At 56.0% G+C, this 17330-nt stretch carries 17 protein-coding genes; all 17 read left to right on the top strand.

Features of this window, described 5'->3' with window-relative positions; genetic code table 11:
* The first annotated feature begins 123 nt into the window (after positions 1-123).
* The 17 genes from secA (at position 124) to hprK (ending at position 17330) form a co-directional block, all read left to right on the top strand.
* Complete coding sequence (gene secA, locus JUE30_RS01085; protein WP_203623238.1) at positions 124-2487, top strand: preprotein translocase subunit SecA; 2364 nt, start codon at positions 124-126, stop codon at positions 2485-2487.
* 74 nt (positions 2488-2561) lie between these two features.
* Positions 2562-3678 (top strand): peptide chain release factor 2 gene (prfB, locus tag JUE30_RS01080; protein ID WP_203623237.1). Its coding sequence is split into 2 segments (ribosomal slippage): positions 2562-2633 and positions 2635-3678, totalling 1116 coding nucleotides; the frame shifts between segments, so codons are not numbered across the junction.
* A gap of 81 nt (positions 3679-3759) precedes the next feature.
* On the top strand, positions 3760-4446 hold the full coding sequence (gene ftsE, locus JUE30_RS01075) for a cell division ATP-binding protein FtsE (protein ID WP_125755028.1): 687 nt from the start codon (positions 3760-3762) through the stop codon (positions 4444-4446).
* Positions 4436-5323, top strand: coding sequence for a permease-like cell division protein FtsX (gene ftsX, locus JUE30_RS01070; protein WP_125755027.1), 888 nt, complete (start codon positions 4436-4438; stop codon positions 5321-5323). Before ftsE ends, ftsX begins: the two co-directional genes overlap by 11 nt.
* Before the next feature lie 117 nt (positions 5324-5440).
* Positions 5441-6556 (top strand): PDZ domain-containing protein, encoded by a 1116-nt coding sequence (locus JUE30_RS01065; RefSeq protein ID WP_203623236.1) that lies wholly within the window; start codon positions 5441-5443, stop codon positions 6554-6556.
* Positions 6553-7257 (top strand): response regulator transcription factor, encoded by a 705-nt coding sequence (locus JUE30_RS01060; RefSeq protein WP_125755025.1) that lies wholly within the window; start codon positions 6553-6555, stop codon positions 7255-7257. The genes JUE30_RS01065 and JUE30_RS01060 overlap by 4 nt, the downstream gene beginning before the upstream one ends.
* Complete coding sequence (gene pnpS, locus JUE30_RS01055; RefSeq protein ID WP_203623235.1) at positions 7250-8920, top strand: two-component system histidine kinase PnpS; 1671 nt, start codon at positions 7250-7252, stop codon at positions 8918-8920. The genes JUE30_RS01060 and pnpS overlap by 8 nt, the downstream gene beginning before the upstream one ends.
* Before the next feature lie 94 nt (positions 8921-9014).
* Positions 9015-9899, top strand: a complete 885-nt coding sequence (locus tag JUE30_RS01050; RefSeq protein ID WP_203623234.1) for a phosphate ABC transporter substrate-binding protein PstS family protein — start codon at positions 9015-9017, stop codon at positions 9897-9899.
* Positions 9886-10809: a phosphate ABC transporter permease subunit PstC gene (gene pstC, locus JUE30_RS01045; protein ID WP_125755022.1), complete on the top strand. Its 924-nt coding sequence runs from the start codon at positions 9886-9888 to the stop codon at positions 10807-10809. The genes JUE30_RS01050 and pstC overlap by 14 nt, the downstream gene beginning before the upstream one ends.
* Positions 10806-11690 carry a phosphate ABC transporter permease PstA gene (gene pstA, locus JUE30_RS01040; RefSeq protein WP_203623233.1) on the top strand — a complete coding sequence of 295 codons (885 nt, stop codon included), beginning with the start codon at positions 10806-10808 and terminating at the stop codon, positions 11688-11690. Before pstC ends, pstA begins: the two co-directional genes overlap by 4 nt.
* A gap of 18 nt (positions 11691-11708) precedes the next feature.
* Positions 11709-12515 carry a phosphate ABC transporter ATP-binding protein PstB gene (pstB, locus tag JUE30_RS01035; protein ID WP_203623232.1) on the top strand — a complete coding sequence of 269 codons (807 nt, stop codon included), beginning with the start codon at positions 11709-11711 and terminating at the stop codon, positions 12513-12515.
* A gap of 13 nt (positions 12516-12528) precedes the next feature.
* On the top strand, positions 12529-13287 hold the full coding sequence (gene pstB / locus JUE30_RS01030; protein ID WP_125755019.1) for a phosphate ABC transporter ATP-binding protein PstB: 759 nt from the start codon (positions 12529-12531) through the stop codon (positions 13285-13287).
* Positions 13288-13312: 25 nt separating this feature from the next.
* Positions 13313-13990, top strand: coding sequence for a phosphate signaling complex protein PhoU (gene phoU, locus JUE30_RS01025; RefSeq protein WP_125755018.1), 678 nt, complete (start codon positions 13313-13315; stop codon positions 13988-13990).
* 155 nt (positions 13991-14145) lie between these two features.
* On the top strand, positions 14146-15591 hold the full coding sequence (liaX, locus tag JUE30_RS01020) for a daptomycin-sensing surface protein LiaX (RefSeq protein ID WP_203623231.1): 1446 nt from the start codon (positions 14146-14148) through the stop codon (positions 15589-15591).
* 12 nt (positions 15592-15603) lie between these two features.
* The gene (locus JUE30_RS01015; protein ID WP_203623230.1) at positions 15604-15903 is read left to right on the top strand and encodes a hypothetical protein; all 300 of its coding nucleotides are present in this window, start codon (positions 15604-15606) and stop codon (positions 15901-15903) included.
* On the top strand, positions 15903-16247 hold the full coding sequence (locus JUE30_RS01010; protein ID WP_203623229.1) for a phage holin family protein: 345 nt from the start codon (positions 15903-15905) through the stop codon (positions 16245-16247). Before JUE30_RS01015 ends, JUE30_RS01010 begins: the two co-directional genes overlap by 1 nt.
* A gap of 108 nt (positions 16248-16355) precedes the next feature.
* Positions 16356-17330 carry an HPr(Ser) kinase/phosphatase gene (gene hprK / locus JUE30_RS01005; protein ID WP_125755014.1) on the top strand — a complete coding sequence of 325 codons (975 nt, stop codon included), beginning with the start codon at positions 16356-16358 and terminating at the stop codon, positions 17328-17330.

Here is a 17330-nt window from a genome sequence, read left to right as displayed (position 1 = left end):
AACCGCAGATCGCCTGATCTGCGGTTTTTTTGCGCTAGGCGTGTAAAGACCTGAGAACAATGATAAAATGATTTAGATACTGTCAGCAGTATGCAAAGTTGGATGACAGGAGAGGATTACTGAATGCCAAACGTATTAAAGTCTTGGGTCGAAAGCGACAAGCGCGAAGTGAACCGTCTCGGTAAAATTGCCGATCAGGTGATGGCCTACGAGGACGAGTATGCTGCGCTGAGCGATGAGGACCTGAAAGCAAAAACGCCTGAACTGAAAGATCGGCTCATGAAGGGGGAAACCCTCGATGACATCTTGCCTGAGGCCTTTGCGACTGCCCGCGAAGGTGCTAAGCGCGTGCTCGGCCTGTTCCCGTTTCGGGTGCAGATCATCGGCGGCATCACGCTTCACGAAGGCAACATTGCCGAAATGAAAACTGGTGAAGGGAAAACCCTGACCGCGACCATGCCCGTCTACCTGAACGCGTTAGCTGGCAAAGGGGTCCATGTCGTCACCGTCAATGAATACCTGTCCGGTCGTGACGCGACCGAAATGGGCGAGCTCTACAATTGGCTGGGCCTGACCGTGGGGCTGAACACCCATGACCTCTCCTCCGAGGAGAAACAGGCGGCTTACAACGCGGATATCACCTATTCGACGAACAGTGAACTCGGGTTCGACTATTTGCGTGACAACATGGTTGTCTACAAGCAGCAGATGGCTCAGCGGCCACTCAACTACGCGATCGTCGATGAAGTGGACTCAATTCTGATCGATGAAGCCCGGACGCCGCTGATCATCTCCGGTGGGGCGGAAAAGTCGACTGGGCTGTACATTCGCGCCGACCGGTTCGTAAAGACCCTCAAGGAAGAGGACGACTACAAGATCGACTGGCCGACCAAGACCGTGGCGTTGACCGAAAACGGGATCCGCAAGGCGGAGAAGATTTTTGGCCTCAAGAACCTTTACGACACCGAAAACACCGCCCTGACGCACCATTTGGATCAGGCGCTGCGGGCCAACTACATCATGCTCAAAGATATCGACTACATGGTGCAGGAAGGCGAAGTGCTGATCGTTGACCAGTTCACTGGCCGCGCGATGGAAGGGCGGCGCTTCTCCGACGGCCTGCACCAAGCGATCGAAGCCAAGGAAGGCGTCGAGATCCAGGACGAAAATGCCACCATGGCCACGATTACCTATCAGAACTTCTTCCGGATGTACAATAAACTGGCCGGCATGACCGGGACGGCGAAGACGGAAGAGGAAGAATTCCGGGAAATCTACAACATGGAAGTCATTTCGATTCCGACCAACAAGCCGGTCATTCGCGTTGATTCTCCGGATATTTTGTACCCGACCCTAGATGCCAAGTTTAAGGCCGTGACGCGGGACATCAAAGCACGCCACGCCAAAGGGCAACCGATTCTGGTCGGCACGGTCGCAATCGAGTCTTCCGAACGGCTGTCCAAACTGCTGGACGAGGAAGGGATTCCCCACAGCGTGCTGAACGCGAAGAACCATGCCAAGGAAGCCGAAATCATCATGAACGCGGGCCAGCGCGGCGCGGTCACGATTGCGACGAACATGGCCGGGCGCGGGACCGATATCAAACTGGGTCCCGGGGTCACGGCGGTCGGCGGGCTTGCGGTCATCGGGACCGAGCGGCACGAAAGCCGCCGGATCGATAACCAGCTGCGTGGCCGTTCCGGGCGTCAAGGTGATCCTGGTGCCACCCAGTTTTACCTGTCGCTTGAGGACGACTTGATGAAGCGCTTCGGCTCAGAGCGAATCAAGCAGATGCTCGACCGCTTCAAGTTGGACGACGACGAGCAGGTGATTCGCAGCCGGATGATCTCGCGCTCCGTTGAATCGGCGCAAAAGCGCGTTGAAGGGAACAACTACGATACCCGTAAGAACACCCTTCAGTACGATGACGTGATGCGCGAACAGCGTGAGGTCATTTATAAGCAGCGCCAGCAGGTGATCAACGAAGAGGAGACACTGAAGCCAGTGCTGATGGCGATGATCGATCGTTGCATCACACGCATGGTCCAAGCTCACACCCAAGGTGAAAAGCAGGAGTGGGAACTCGACAAGATTTACGACTACGTGACGACTAACATGGTCACGGATGAGGACTTCAAGAAGAGTGCGCTCGCCAAGCGGTCAAGCGACGAGATCATCAGGACGCTTGAACAGCTGGCTGAAGATAATTACACCAGCAAGTTGAACCAGTTGGGCGATAAGGCTCAGATGCTGGAGTTTGAAAAAGTCGTGATCTTGCGCGTGGTCGACAGTCTGTGGACCGAGCACATCGATGCCTTGGATCAGCTTCGGCAAAGTGTTGGGCTGCGCGGCTACGGGCAGATGAACCCGTTGGTCGAGTACCAAGAAGAAGCGTACCGGATGTTTGAGGAAATGATCGCGAACATGGACGACGGGGTCACCCGGCTCTTCATGAAGGCGCAGATCCGACAAAATATTCGTCGCTGATTATGACGCCAGGGCAGCACTCCCGTTGCCTTGGCGTTTTTGGCGAAATCGGTTATTGAGAAAGGAACGACACGATGGAAATCGCAGAGATTCGCACCACCCTCGCAGACATGCGAGCCAAAATAAATCACTTTAGGGGGTCGCTTTGACCTCGATGCCTTGAACGAACGCATCGCTGAAAATGAAGGTCGCATGGCCGAGCCGGGCTTTTGGGACGATCAAGAAAACGCGCAAAAGCTGATCGACCAGAATAATCAACTTAAGGTCAAGCACGATAACTTCATTGCTTTGCAGAGCAAGCTTGACGACCTTGAAGTGGCGTTTGAACTGCTTCAAGAAGAGCCGGACAAGGAGCTGCAACAGGAGCTTGAACGCGATATGGCGGCCTTGCAGGACAAGCTCAGCACCTACGAAATGGCGCTGCTCCTCAACGGTAAGTACGATCACAACAACGCGATCATTGAAATTCACCCCGGCGCCGGCGGCACGGAAGCGCAGGACTGGGGGTCCATGTTGACGCGCATGTACGAGCGGTGGGCTGATCAGAACGGCTACGCAGTTGAAGTAGCCGATTATCAAGCCGGCGACGAAGCGGGTATTAAAAGTGTCACGCTGCTCATTAACGGGGAGAATGCGTACGGCATGTTGCGGTCGGAAAAAGGGGTGCACCGGCTGGTGCGCATCTCCCCGTTTGACGCGGCCGGCCGCCGTCACACGAGTTTTGCCTCGGTCGACGTCATGCCTGAGTTGGATGACACCATCGACGTGGACCTGCGGCCGGAAGACATCAAGATGGAGGTCTTCCGCTCCAGCGGGGCCGGTGGTCAGCACATTAACAAGACCTCCAGTGCGGTCCGACTGATTCACATTCCAACGGGCATTGTGACGTCCAGCCAGGCTCAGCGCAGTCAGTTCCAGAACAAGGCCACCGCGATGGCCATGCTGAAGGCCAAGCTTTATCAGCGTGAGCAGGAGAAAAAGGCAGAGCAGGCTGCGGCCATCAAGGGCCAGCAGATGGATGTGGCATTTGGGTCACAGATTCGCTCGTATGTCTTTCACCCTTACACCATGGTCAAGGATCACCGCACGAATTATTCGACCAGCAACGGCCAGGCCGTGATGGACGGCGCGCTCAATCCGTTCATTTACGCTTATCTGCAGTGGGAGCTCGCCAATGCCAACCCGGCGTAACGAAATGTAATCTGGCTGCAATCAGTCTGACGTATTGCTTTGCTATACTCAGCGATAGTGTTCAAATAAAGGAGCGAAGTCATGATTCAGATGAAAAACGTGATGAAGCAGTACGACAACGGCGTCATCGCGATCAAGGATTTGAGTTTGACCGTCGACCCGGGGGAATTTCTTTACGTGATTGGGCCCAGTGGTGCCGGTAAGTCGACTGTCATCAAGATGCTTTACCATGAATTGAAGCCGACTAGCGGCACCATTCAGGTCGGCAAGTACGACCTGGCTAAAATGGCGCCCAAGGAAGTGCCTTATTTTCGGCGTGGCATCGGCATTGTGTTTCAGGACTTTAAACTGCTGCCGCGGTTGACGGTGTACGAAAATGTCGCCTATGCCATGCAAGTGGTTGAGACCAAAGAGGCCGACATTAAGCCAAGGGTCCTGCATGTGCTGAAAATGGTCGGCCTGGAGCAAAAAATCCGGCGCTTCCCTAACGAGCTCTCCGGTGGGGAACAGCAGCGGGTGTCCATCGCCCGCGCGATTGTCAACGCGCCTGACGTGGTGATCGCCGATGAGCCAACCGGGAACCTGGATCCGGACACCTCGGAAGGCATCATGGATATTTTGGAAAAAATCAACTCGGAAGGCACCACTGTCATCATGGCGACTCACAACCGCGAGATCGTCAATGAACGGCCGCATCGCCTGCTGGAAATCGCCGGCGGCAGGCTGGTTCGCGACGAGCAAGGGGGCAGCTACAGCGATGAAAACTAATATTTTATTGCGTCACGTCAAGGACTCCCTCAAGAGTCTGAAACGCAACGGCTGGATGTCGGTGGCGGCAATTTCTGCCGTGACGGTCACGCTGCTGTTGGTCGGAATCTTCCTTGCCCTGCTGCTGAACGTTAACCGCGTTTCCACACAGGTCGAAAATGATGTGCGGGTTCGCGTATACATCCAAAAAGGCACCACCAAGAAGCAACAGGATCACTTGGAGCAGGAACTGAAGGGCTTAGCTAAGGTCAAGAAAGTCACCTACCGCTCTGCCGGTCAAGAACTCAATTCCATCGTTGGTAGTTACGGCTCACAGTGGGCGATGTTCCGCGGCGATCAGAATCCACTGAACAATATCTTCATGGTCGATACTGACTCTGCCAAAGATACGATCAATGTTGCCCGGCGCGCAGAGAAAATGAAGCATGTCTCGGAGGCCACATACGGCGGGAACACGGCCAAAAAGCTGTTCCGGACAGTTTCGACGATTCAGCGGTGGGGCGCGTTCTTCATGATACTGCTGCTGTTCGTGGCGGTGTTCCTGATTTCCAACACGATTCGCATCACGATTTTGTCGCGGCGTGACGAGATCAAGATCATGCGCTTAGTGGGTGCGACAAACGCGTACATTCGCTGGCCGTTCCTGCTTGAAGGGGCCTGGACTGGATTGTTTGGCTCCTTGCTGCCGATGCTGCTGGTCGACTTTGGCTACGGCCTGGTGGCGCAAAATGCCCACTTCACCGAGGCGGTTAACGGCTTTTCCCTGTACCCGAACATGCCATTTCTGCTTTGGCTGGACCTGGGGATGGCCCTGATTGGGATCATCATCGGGGCGCTCGGGTCGGTCGTTTCCATGCGTCGTTACCTGAAAGCCTGACTGATTGATTTGCTTGCAACCGTTTCGCCTAGAGGCGAGGCGGTTTTTTGCTGGCGTGGGCGTTTGGCGCAGTGAAAATACATGCTATACTTACGATGAATAGTGAGGAAGGTGCGTATGGGACAATTGCTGGTTACATTATTTTTAAGCCCGGTCACCCTGGTGGGACTGCTGGTCGCCTTGTTTTGGCGCAGCCACCGGTTTCGTCAGGAGCGAGCGGTGTTTGGCACCAGCATTGACCGTCTCTGGACGAATTGGTGGGCCGGCTTGCTTGGCGGTATTGCTGGCGGACTGGTCCTTAGCGTGGCCTTGGTTTTGCTCGGGGCAATGCTTCCGCACCCGGTGCTGCTGGCCTTGATTGTGCTTAACGTGGTCGCACTGCTGCTGGCCGGACTCGGTTTTGCGCCATGGTTCGTGGCGCTGGCCGGGCTGGTGATTCTGCTGCCGCCGTGGCTTGGCCCGCTTGCCAAGCCAGCCGGCTGGGCGGCCGGGTATGCCGCGCTGCTCGCTGGCCTCTGGCTGGTTAACGCGTTGCTTCTGCGCTTCATGAATCCGGCTGTGGATGTCCCAAAGCTGCGCCCAGGCAAGCGTGGTGCCCGCATTGCCACGTATAGTCGCCGGCAGTGGTACTGGCTCCCACTCGTGCTGCCGGTGGCCGGCGACTGGCTGCCCGCGTTTGGCTGGTGGCCGCAGCTGGGAATTGGCTCGGTGCACTTCGCGCTTGTGGGTTTGCCCTTGGTGATCGGCGCAGCGCTGACCACCAAAAAGCAGCTGCCCACGCACGCGACCGACGCCTGGTCCTGGCAATACCTAGGCGCCGGGCTGGTCGCGCTGGTTGTTGCCGCGCTTGTTTACTGGCGCCCAGCGGCCGGTCAGATGGCGGTGTTCACCTTAGCCGCGTTGGGCGTCATCTTGGGCCTGGCCAACTGGGCGGCGACTCGGCGTGGGACCGGTCTGATTTCACAAACCAGTGCCGGCGTGCGGCTCGTTGCCGTTCAGCCGGATACGCCAGCCAGCAAAATGGGCCTGGCCGCCGGCGATATTGTCCTGACCTGCAATCATCTGCCGGTTCACACCGAGGATGAATTGTATGCGGCCTTGCAAACGTCGCCCACCTACTGCCGGCTAAAGGTGATGCGTCTTGACGGGGCCATCAGGCTGACCGAAACGGCCATTTTTAACGGGGCGCCACACGAACTGGGAATGATCACATTTGCGGAGGAACAAGCATGAAGAGAATTCTTGTCGTCGATGATGAACCAGCAATTGTTACCCTGCTTCAGTACAACTTGGAAAAAGAGCACTACGATGTGACCACCGCAGAGGATGGGGATACCGCCCTGAGTCTCGCGCTTCAGCAGCATTTTGATTTCATCATTTTGGACTTGATGCTGCCAGGTTTAGACGGCCTTGAGGTGACCAAAAAGTTGCGGGCTGCTAACCTGGAGACGCCGATCATGATCTTGACGGCCAAGGACAGTGAAACGGATAAAATCGTGGGTCTGGAACTTGGGGCTGATGACTATGTCACAAAGCCATTTTCCCCACGCGAGATTATTGCCCGCATCAAGGCGATTGAGCGGCGTATCGACACCCCGCGGCAAAGCGGCCCGAAACCGCCGGCCCAGGCGCTGGTGGTCGGTCAGCTGATGATTGATCCCGAGAATTATCGCGCTAGCAAGGCCGGGGTGCGCCTGCAGCTCACTCCCAAAGAATTCGAGCTGCTGGTTTATTTTGCCAAGCGTGTGGGTAAGGTGCTGTCACGCGATGCGCTGCTGAACGGCGTGTGGGGGTTTGAGTACCCGGCCGCGACGCGGATGGTGGACATTCAGGTCAGCCACTTGCGGGATAAGATCGAACGCGATCCAAAGCATCCAGATTACATCAAGACGGTGCGCGGATTTGGTTATCAGATGGAGGCGCCTCATGAGTAAGCATGTTCGGCGCATTGCCTGGGTTAGCATACTCGCTATCGCAGGCTTTTTTGCCTTGTGGATGGCGATCAACCGTGTGTTGTACGCCCAGCAAGGCGCCCATCTCGCTTCGCTTTACCAAACGTTCAGCGATTATCAAGGAACCGTCGCAACTAAGCGACTGGCAGCGGATAACCACGTCACCTTTACCGTGCTCGACGGCAAGACCACAGGGACGCGTGCAAAGCTGTTGACGAAGCTGGTGGACCAGCAGCGAACAATCATGGGCCACACCACGACGATGAGTGTGGCTGGTCAGCCGGAACAAGTTTACGTGGGTCGCCGCAACAATCAGTTTGTCGGCGTTTGGCAGCGGCGCGCGACTTTGTTTGAGGCCGCCCCGACTGTCGCTTGGGGCATGATTGTGGTGGCCATTTTCGGGCTGGCGGCATTGCTAATGCTGATGCAGCGCCGCCACCGGTACTGGGTCGGTCATCTAGATAAAATGACTGGCAACCTGGCCCGCATTGAGGCCGGCGGGGTGCCGGAGTCGATTATTTTGACCCCGGATTCACCGTTTCTGGCCATGGGCAAGCAAATCGAATCGCTGCACGCCGCCACGGAAGATCTGCGGTCGAAAGCGGAGATCCGGCAGGCCACGTTTGGCCGCCTCATTGATCACTTGCCGCTGGGCGTGATGCTGTTGGACGCAAACCGCCAGGTCCTGCTCGCTAACTCGGCCATGGCGGCGCTGGTTGGTCACCCGATACTGGAGGCCAAGCATGATTATTTTGACGATATCAAAACTTATCGCTTGGCCAGGATGATTGAACACACCTATCGCAATCAGAAGACGCACCACAAGGAACTGACCATGCTGAACACGCAAAAGTCGGTCGACGCCAGCGTGATCGCACTGAACCGGGGAACCAGTGACCTGCAGGTGCTGGTCATCTTGTATGATGTGACCTACTTGCGGCAGGTCGAGCAGATGCAGCTGGATTTTGTTGGCAATGTGTCGCATGAGCTGAAAACGCCAGTGACGGCGATCAGCGGGTTTGCCGAGACCTTGCTCGCGGGGGCTAAAGACGATCCGCAGACGCTGGATCAGTTTCTGCACATTATCTACGATGAAAGCTCACGGCTGACGCAGCTAATTACGGACATCTTAACGCTCTCGCGCCCGGATTCCGGCCAAGTCCAGGCCAAGCCGGTGAATGTGCAGGCGCTGGTCACAGACGCCCTGCAGAGCCTGAAGCAGCCGATCGCAGAAAAGCAGCTGACCATCAACGCCGATGTGCCGGACGATTTGGCCATCACCACGGTGCCGGCGAAATTTTCTCAAGTGGTCAGGAACCTGCTAAACAACGCTGTGTTTTATAATCGCAAGGACGGCGTCGTTACGGTGACAGCTAAAGCCGACGAGAAAAATCTGAAGCTCAGCGTGCAGGATACGGGGATCGGCATCGCAGAAAATGACCAGGAGCGGATATTTGAACGCTTCTACCGGGTCGACAAGGCCCGCAGTCGGCATAATGGCGGCACCGGCCTCGGCTTGGCCATCGTCCACGATATGGTACTTCAGCTCGGCGGGGACGTGACGCTGAATAGTCAGCTGGGCGTGGGCTCGACGTTCACGGTCACCCTCCCGTTGACTGATTTACCCAGCTTTTACAAAGGATGAGGCAACAATTTACATGTGATTGATACACTCGTCTTGTTATGTATTGACGCTGAAAACACTGCACTTGGCCGAAGACGGTCGTGGAGGGGTGAACATGAAGAAACGTCATCTTTTATTTCTCGCCTTAGCCGGGCTGCTCGCACTCGCTGGCTGTGGGACGAGCCAAAGCAGCGGTGAGTCCATTACCGCGGTCGGGTCCAGCGCGCTGCAGCCACTGGTTGAAGCAGCGGCTGAGCAATACCAAACCGATCACGTCGGTGTGTTCATCAACGTCCAAGGCGGCGGGACCGGGACCGGCCTGTCGCAGATTCAACAAGGGGCCGTTGAAATCGGAAACTCGGATCTGTTCGCCGAGGAGAAGGCCGGGATCAACGCCAAAAAACTAGTGGACCACAGAGTCGCGGTCGTGGGCATCACGCCGATTGCCAACAAAGCAGTCGGGGTCAAAAATCTGACCGTGGTCCAACTGCGCCGGTTGTTCACGGGTGAGATCACGAACTGGAAACAGGTCGGCGGCAAGGACTTGCCGGTGGTCGTCGTCAACCGGGCACAAGGCTCAGGGACGCGTGCGACGTTTGAACGGTGGGTGCTGGGCGACCGGCAGCCGATGCCGGCGCAGGAGCAGGACTCGACAGGGATGGTGCGCTCGATTGTGGCTAGCACGCCAGGGGCGGTGTCGTACGTCGCGTTTTCATACGTGGATAGTTCGGTGCGTGCGCTGGCACTGAGCGGGGTCAAGCCGACGGACCAGAACGTCACCACGAACGACTGGCCAATCTGGTCGTACGAGCATATGTACACCAAGGGCCAGCCGCACGGGTTGACCAAGCAGTTTTTGGCCTACATTCAAAGCGCCAAGACGCAGCAACGACTCGTTAGCAAAATGGGGTATATCCCGATCACCGCGATGAAGGTCACGCGGGATGCCAAGGGGAACGTGATCGATAAGCAGGGGGAAAAGTCCAATGGATCCAATTAAAGCCGCAATGCTCAAGCGCTCCCGCTCTGCTAAGCTCGAGCAGCGGGGGAAGCTGATCAGTCTGTTTTGCATCAGTTTGATTGTGATCGTGGTCGCCGCCATCTTCTTCTTTGTGGCGTCCAGAGGCCTAGCAACGTTCTTCGACAACAAGGTCAACTTGTGGTCATTTCTGAGCAAAAGTGTGTGGTCGCCAGCGGTCAATGACGCTCACGGCAACCCCCAGGTCGGGGCACTGCCCATGATTGTTGGCTCGTTTGGGGTGACTTTTCTGTCGGCGGTGGTCGCGACGCCGTTTGCGGTGGGTGCGGCGATTTTTATGACCGAGATTTCGCCTAAAATGGGTAAGAAGATTTTGCAGCCGGTAATCGAACTGCTGGTGGGTATTCCCAGTGTCGTTTACGGGTTCATCGGGCTGTCAGTCGTCGTGCCGGCGATTCGCCACGTTTTTGGCGGCACCGGCTTTGGGATCTTGGCCGGGACCTTTGTCCTGTTCGTCATGATTCTGCCAACGGTGACATCCATGACCGTGGACGCCTTGAACGCCGTGCCGCGGTACTACCGGGAGGCGAGCCTGGCGCTGGGCGGCACGCGCTGGCAAACCATCAGTCGTGTGGTGCTCCGCGCGGCCATGCCCGGCATCTTGACCGGGGTCGTGTTTGGGATGGCGCGGGCCTTTGGCGAGGCGCTGGCAGTGCAAATGGTGATCGGCAACGCCGCCCTGCTGCCGCACAACCTGATCAGCCCGGCGTCGACGTTGACGTCCGTTTTGACTTCAGGCATTGGGAATACTGTCATGGGATCGCTGGAAAATAACGCGCTGTGGTCCCTGGCGCTTCTGCTTCTGCTGATGTCCTTGGCCTTCAACCTCGTGATCCGCTGGATCGGTAAGAAAGGGGAGATGAAGCGATGAACGCGAAACAAAAAGACCGGCTGGCGACGGGTATTTTGTACACGATTGCCGTGCTCATCGTTTTGATCCTGGCGAGCCTGCTGGGGTATATTTTGGTTCAGGGCCTACCGCATGTTTCCTGGCATTTTCTTACCAGTCCGGCCAAGGCTTTCGAGGCTGGCGGCGGGATCGGCATCCAGCTGTTCAATTCGTTTTATCTGCTGCTGCTGGCCATGCTGATTTCAGTGCCCATTTCACTTGGGGCCGGGATTTACCTGGCGGAGTACGCCAAGGCTAACCGGTTGACAGACATCATCCGGACCGCAATCGAAATTCTGAGCTCGCTGCCATCGGTGGTCGTTGGCCTGTTCGGCTTTCTGGTCTTTGTGCTGCAATTTCATTTTGGCTTCTCGATTTTGTCCGGGGCGCTGGCGCTGACCATGTTTAACCTGCCGCTTTTGACGCGGAATATTGAAGATTCGCTGCGGCAGGTCGATTTTGCCCAGCGGGAGGCTGGTCTAGCGCTGGGGCTTTCGCGCTGGGAAACCGTGATTCACGTGGTCATCCCGGAAGCACTTCCCGGTATTATCACCGGGATGATTCTGGGCGCCGGCCGCGTCTTTGGCGAGGCTGCGGCGTTGATCTACACCGCCGGGCAAAGTGCCCCGGCGCTGGATTTTACCGACTGGAATCCTTTGAACATTGCCAGCCCGCTGAATATTTTCCGGCCGGCCGAAACCTTAGCCGTGCATATCTGGAAAATCAACTCCGAGGGCATTCAGCCTGATGCGGCGGCGGTATCCGCCGGCGCCAGTGCGGTGCTGATTCTCGCCGTGCTGCTGTTCAACGTCCTAGCCCGGTTCTTGGGCCAGCGACTCTACAAAAAAATGACCGCCGAATAATGGCGAGGAGGGTGCCGCATGCAAAATTATTCATTGACTGATACCTTCATCAAGCCGTTCGACGAGGGTCAGGAAATTGCGCTGGCCACGCATGATCTGAAGGTGTTTTACGGCGACCACGAGGCCATTCACGGCGTGTCGTTGCCGTTTGAGCGTTACAAGATCACTGCGCTGATTGGCGCGTCCGGCTCGGGCAAGTCGACGTTTTTGCGGTCGCTCAACCGGATGAACGACACCATCGAAGGTGCGCGGGTCACCGGCCAAATCATGTACCGGGACATTGACATCAACTCCAAGCAAGTGGACGTCTACGAGATGCGCAAGCACATCGGCATGGTGTTTCAGCGGCCCAACCCATTTGCCAAGTCGATTTATGACAACATCACTTTTGCGCCGAAACGCTTCGGCGAGCACAACAAAGAAAAACTCGATGAGCTGGTTGAGCAGAGTCTCAAAGACGCCGCTTTGTGGGACCAAGTCAAAGATGACCTGAACCAGAGTGGGCTGGCGCTTTCCGGCGGCCAGCAGCAGCGCTTATGCATTGCGCGCGCCATTGCCATGAAGCCGGATATCCTGCTTCTGGACGAACCGGCCAGCGCGCTGGATCCGATTTCCACATCGACGGTGGAGGACACCTTGCTTCAGCTGAAGGACCATTACACAATCATCATCGTCACCCACAACATGCAGCAGGCGGCCCGCATCAGTGACTACACAGCCTTTTTCTACTCCGGTACCGCGATTGAGTACGACGAAACCAGAAAAATCTTTACGCGGCCGAAAATTCAGGCGACCGATGATTATGTGTCCGGCCACTTCGGCTAGGAAGGGGGAGCTCATGAAAACCAAAGTGATCACCAGCAAAGACGTTCACCTCTTCTACGGCAATTTTGAAGCCCTGACCGGCATTGATCTAGACTTTAACGAACACGAAATCACCGCCATGATCGGTCCCAGCGGCTGCGGCAAGTCGACTTACCTGCGCATCCTCAACCGGATGAACGACTTGATCCCCGGCGTCAAAATCACCGGTGATATCCGGTTGGAAGACCAGGACATCTACGCGCCGGACACCGACGTGGTGGCCCTGCGCAAGCGGGTGGGGATGGTGTTCCAACAGCCCAACCCGTTTCCATTTTCGATTTATGACAACGTGGTGTACGGGCTGCGCCTGGCGGGCGTGAAGGACCGCACCACATTGGACGCGGCGGTCGAAACCAGTTTGAAACAGGCAGCGATCTGGGATGAGGTCAAAGATAAGCTCCATGACAGTGCGCTTTCCCTGTCAGGTGGTCAGCAGCAGCGGGTCTGCATCGCGCGCGTACTGGCCGTGCAACCGGAAGTGATCCTGCTCGATGAGCCCACCTCGGCGCTTGACCCGATTTCGAGCACGCAAATTGAAAATATGCTGCTGGAACTGCGGGATCAGTATACAATCATCATTGTGACGCACAACATGCATCAGGCCTCGCGAATCTCAGACAAAACCGCCTTTTTTCTTCAAGGCCGGTTGGTGGAATTCGACGACACAAAGAAAATGTTCCTGACCCCAAAACAAAAAGAGACGGAAGATTACCTGAGCGGCCGGTTCGGCTAAGTTCGGGACCAAGGAGGAAAACGGCATGCGGCGACTATTTTCAGATGAGCTCAATGATTTGCACGCGCGCTTTTCGGAGATGGGCATGATGGTCAATGAGGCCATTTTTGATTCGGTGAAGGCGTTCGTCAATCACGATAAGACGCTGGCGCACTCTGTGATCGACAACGACTTCCACATCAACAAGCGAGAAGTCGACCTGGAAAAACGCAGCTTTGAAATGATCGCCTTGCAGCAGCCGGTGACGTCCGACCTGCGCATGATCGTCACGATCATGAAGGCAAGCTCGGACTTGGAGCGGATGGGCGACCATGCGGTGTCCATCGCCAAGTCTACGATCCGAGTGAAGGGTGAGACTCGAGTGCCCGAAATCGAACGCGTCATCGCCCAGATGGCCGCTGCGGTCAAGGAAATGGTCGAGCAGGTCCTTGATGCATACGTCAAAGAGGACGGCGATGCTGCCCGGCAGATTGCCGAAGAAGACCATGGCATCAATGACTTCTCCAGTCAGATCTACTACCTCTGCATCGATGAGATGACCCGGGATGCCGACACCATTGTGGGTTCGATGGATTACATGCTGGTGTCCTCTTACTTGGAACGCATCGGCGATTATGTGACCAATATCTGCGAGTGGATCTTGTACCTGAAGACCGGCAAGTTGCTGGAACTCAACTCAAACGCGAAAGAAGACGGCTTCTAAATAAAGACTAAAGGCGGGCGACCGCCTTTTTTTGGTCCCCCGCACCTTCTGCTCGAGACGGGGGGCAAAATCAACCTTAGGACCTATGCATTTTTCATGGGGACCGACCATACTATAACTACAAGCAGTAGTCAGAAACCCTGGAGGTAAATCTCATGAATGAACGTGAACGGATCCTAGATTTAGTTAAACAAGGTGTGATCACGAGCGAAGAAGCCTTGGTCCTGTTAGAGAACATGGCCAAGAAGCAAAGCGCGCCGCAGGGCGAACAGGCGCAGCCAGCAGGGCAAGCGAGTGAAGCCCGCAAAGCACCTGCTGAAGACTCCGCGCTCACCAAACTGAATACTAAAATTGCCGAAATCAATGGCAATTTGGACGCAACAAGCAACCAGATCAAAAAAACGCAAGCAAAGGTGGCAGCGAATAAGGAACAGATCATCGTGCTCGACACAATGGAAGATCTGGACACGCTGACTCCCGAAAAGTATGAAGAGCGTGGCAGCTTGAAGCGCGAAAACGAGCAGCTGGGCGAAAAGCTTGTCCAGCTTGCCGACCAACAGGAACAGCTTCGCCAGCAGCTGGGCGAGTTGCACCGCCAAAAGCGCGTGTTGACCAAGCAGAGTTTGGCTGGCATTTTGCCCGATGACTGGCAGGATCAGACCAAGGATGCCCTGAATGACCTTGGCAAGACCGTCAGCGTGACCACCAATCAAATTGGGTCGATGGTCAAAAAGACGGTCAGTTCCGTTTTGGACAACGTGGACTGGAAAGACGTCAACATCAAGGTGCCAGGCCTAGCCACTGAGAAGTTCAGCCACACCTTCACCTACCCGAACAGTCAGGCGTCGATCATCGACGTCAAGCTTGCAAACGGTGATGTCACCTTAGTTGAAGGCGAGGGCGCGGATATCACGATCCAAGCGGACATTAAGCTGTACGGCAAGATGGCTGGCGAATCGCCGCTTCAGGCCTTTCTTGACCGAAGCCGGGTCGAAGTAACGGATGATCACCTGATTTTCCAAGTGCCCAACAAACGGATTCAGGCTGATTTGACCATCACGGTGCCGAAGCGCGACTACGATCACGTGTCCCTGCGTTTGCTCAACGGCAATCTGAAGGTCAACAATCTGGCCGGCAAAGACTTCTTTGCCAAGAGCACCAATGGTGACCTGACTTTCTCCGGTTTGACCGCAGTGATGCTGGAAACGGAAGGGGTCAACGGGAGCGTGAAGATCAACGGTCAAGTGCACGACCTGGTGATCGATGCGGTTAACGGCGACATCAAGTTCAAAGGCGATGCCAAGACGCTGGAGCTTAAAACTGTCAACGGGACGATTCGGACGACTTTGGTGAGTGACTTCAAGGCGCTGACGGCCAGTTCTGTTAATGGGGACGTGAAGCTTGCGGTGCCTGCCAGCGTCGCCGTTGCCGGCGAAGCGCGGACCCGTTTTGGCAGCATCAAGAGTCGCATGACCGGCGTGGCAGCCGACGGCAAAACCAAGGCGCTTTCGCTCGATCGGCCGGGAACCGGAGTCGGCACGCTGAAGGCAACGGTGTCGACGGGGACGATTCAGCTCAAAGATACCGATTTGACGAAGTAAAGGGGTGACAAAATGCCACTGTTATTCTTACCCATCATTTTGATCATCGTCGGTGTCGCATTGGTGCTCGTCATCGGTTTTAGCCTATTTGTCGGGATCGCACTGCTCCACATTTTAATTTGGCCCGTTTTGATTGGCCTTCTGATTTGGTGGCTGGTGCGCCGCCAGCCTGGCCGGGCGCCGCGGCCAGACCGGCATGATCACCGCGACTGGCAAACTTACCTCAAGCCGGGGGTCAAACCCGCCGAGCACGTGAAGGAAGAGTCACACCATCAGCGGGAATCCCATCATGATGACTGGAGTGATTTTTAATGGGGTTTATCCGCAAAGTGCTGCTGACCATGGCGGTGTTCATTGTTTACGCCGAACTGCTGCCTAATCAGCTGTATGTGGCCGACTGGCAGGCTGCGCTGGCAGGAGCAGTGATTCTGGGACTGCTGAACGGGCTGCTTAAGCCGGTACTGAAGCTGCTGACACTGCCGCTGACGATTCTGACTCTAGGCCTATCGCTACTGGTGCTGAACGCTTTGATGGTGGTCTTGATGACGCAGTTCGTGCCAGGCATTTCGTTTTTCAGCTTCGGCAGTCAAATGATCTTCGCCTTGATTGTCAGTGTCGTGAATGCGACTTTAGGCGAACCCAGAAGAGATCGCTAAGCGAGAGCCAGGCATGAGTGCCTGGCTTTTTCTGATGGCCGCACCACTGTTAAGTTTTGAGCAGTGATGATACACTGATAGCAATGAATGAAAGGCAGGGTGGATCTAATGGCAGACCAAGTCTCAGTCAAGCAGTTGGTCAAAGACATCAACTTACTCGTGTACAGCGGTGAGCCTTATCTGGCGGAACGTCAGGTGGTCGTGAGTGATATTTCCCGACCGGGGCTTGAACTGACGGGCTATTTCAACTACTATCCGCACGAGCGGATCCAGCTGTTTGGCCGCACGGAAAGCGCCTTTGCCCGCAACATGACGGCTGCTGAGCGGCTGGTGATCCTGAAACGCATGGCGTCCGAAGACACACCAGCGTTTTTGGTTTCACGCGGCATTGCGCCTTTGCCAGAGATGCTCGAGGCCGCGGATGCGGCACACGTGCCGGTGCTTGGGTCAAAGCTGCCCACCACCCGACTGTCCAGTCTGCTGACTGACTACCTGGAAAGCCGCCTGGCCGAACGGCAAAGTATGCACGGCGTGTTAGTCGACTTGTACGGACTGGGCGTCATGATTACTGGTGATTCCGGTGTCGGCAAGTCTGAGACCGCGCTGGAGTTGATTCAGCGGGGGCACCGGCTGATTGCTGATGACCGCGTCGACGTGTACCAAAAAGACGAGCAAACGATTGTCGGCGAGGCGCCAGCCATTTTGGCTCACCTGCTTGAAATTCGGGGGCTGGGCATCATCGATGTGATGAACCTGTTTGGCGCCGGGGCAGTGCGGTCCCACGCGAACATTGACCTGATCGTGCACCTGGAGAACTGGACCAAGGACAAGCAATTCGATCGGCTGGGCTCCGGTGAGCAGAGCCAGCAGATTTTTGACGTGAGCGTGCCGAAAATCACCATTCCGGTCAAAGTCGGGCGCAATCTGGCGTCGATCATTGAAGTTGCGGCGATGAACTTCCGCGCCAAGTCGATGGGGTACGACGCGACCAAGACTTTTGAGAACAACTTAAATCACCTGATCAAATCAAACGAACAGGCCGATCGGGCAGACGCCAAAGATTCGACCGATAGCGAGGGATAG

The sequence above is a fragment of the Lacticaseibacillus sp. 866-1 genome, assembly GCF_016861825.1.
Taxonomy (GTDB): domain Bacteria; phylum Bacillota; class Bacilli; order Lactobacillales; family Lactobacillaceae; genus Lacticaseibacillus.
The sequence above is the reverse complement of the archived record's forward strand: the minus strand, read 5'-3'. Positions and strand labels throughout refer to the sequence as shown.

What these genes read in the sequence shown, in the direction of transcription:
- secA (WP_203623238.1), top strand. Translation starts at nt 124, where the DNA reads ATGCCAAACGTATTAAAGTCTTGGGTCGAAAGCGACAAGCGCGAAGTG.
- ftsE (WP_125755028.1), top strand. Translation starts at nt 3,760, where the DNA reads ATGATTCAGATGAAAAACGTGATGAAGCAGTACGACAACGGCGTCATC.
- ftsX (WP_125755027.1), top strand. Translation starts at nt 4,436, where the DNA reads ATGAAAACTAATATTTTATTGCGTCACGTCAAGGACTCCCTCAAGAGT.
- JUE30_RS01065 (WP_203623236.1), top strand. Translation starts at nt 5,441, where the DNA reads ATGGGACAATTGCTGGTTACATTATTTTTAAGCCCGGTCACCCTGGTG.
- JUE30_RS01060 (WP_125755025.1), top strand. Translation starts at nt 6,553, where the DNA reads ATGAAGAGAATTCTTGTCGTCGATGATGAACCAGCAATTGTTACCCTG.
- pnpS (WP_203623235.1), top strand. Translation starts at nt 7,250, where the DNA reads ATGAGTAAGCATGTTCGGCGCATTGCCTGGGTTAGCATACTCGCTATC.
- JUE30_RS01050 (WP_203623234.1), top strand. Translation starts at nt 9,015, where the DNA reads ATGAAGAAACGTCATCTTTTATTTCTCGCCTTAGCCGGGCTGCTCGCA.
- pstC (WP_125755022.1), top strand. Translation starts at nt 9,886, where the DNA reads ATGGATCCAATTAAAGCCGCAATGCTCAAGCGCTCCCGCTCTGCTAAG.
- pstA (WP_203623233.1), top strand. Translation starts at nt 10,806, where the DNA reads ATGAACGCGAAACAAAAAGACCGGCTGGCGACGGGTATTTTGTACACG.
- pstB (WP_203623232.1), top strand. Translation starts at nt 11,709, where the DNA reads ATGCAAAATTATTCATTGACTGATACCTTCATCAAGCCGTTCGACGAG.
- pstB (WP_125755019.1), top strand. Translation starts at nt 12,529, where the DNA reads ATGAAAACCAAAGTGATCACCAGCAAAGACGTTCACCTCTTCTACGGC.
- phoU (WP_125755018.1), top strand. Translation starts at nt 13,313, where the DNA reads ATGCGGCGACTATTTTCAGATGAGCTCAATGATTTGCACGCGCGCTTT.
- liaX (WP_203623231.1), top strand. Translation starts at nt 14,146, where the DNA reads ATGAATGAACGTGAACGGATCCTAGATTTAGTTAAACAAGGTGTGATC.
- JUE30_RS01015 (WP_203623230.1), top strand. Translation starts at nt 15,604, where the DNA reads ATGCCACTGTTATTCTTACCCATCATTTTGATCATCGTCGGTGTCGCA.
- JUE30_RS01010 (WP_203623229.1), top strand. Translation starts at nt 15,903, where the DNA reads ATGGGGTTTATCCGCAAAGTGCTGCTGACCATGGCGGTGTTCATTGTT.
- hprK (WP_125755014.1), top strand. Translation starts at nt 16,356, where the DNA reads ATGGCAGACCAAGTCTCAGTCAAGCAGTTGGTCAAAGACATCAACTTA.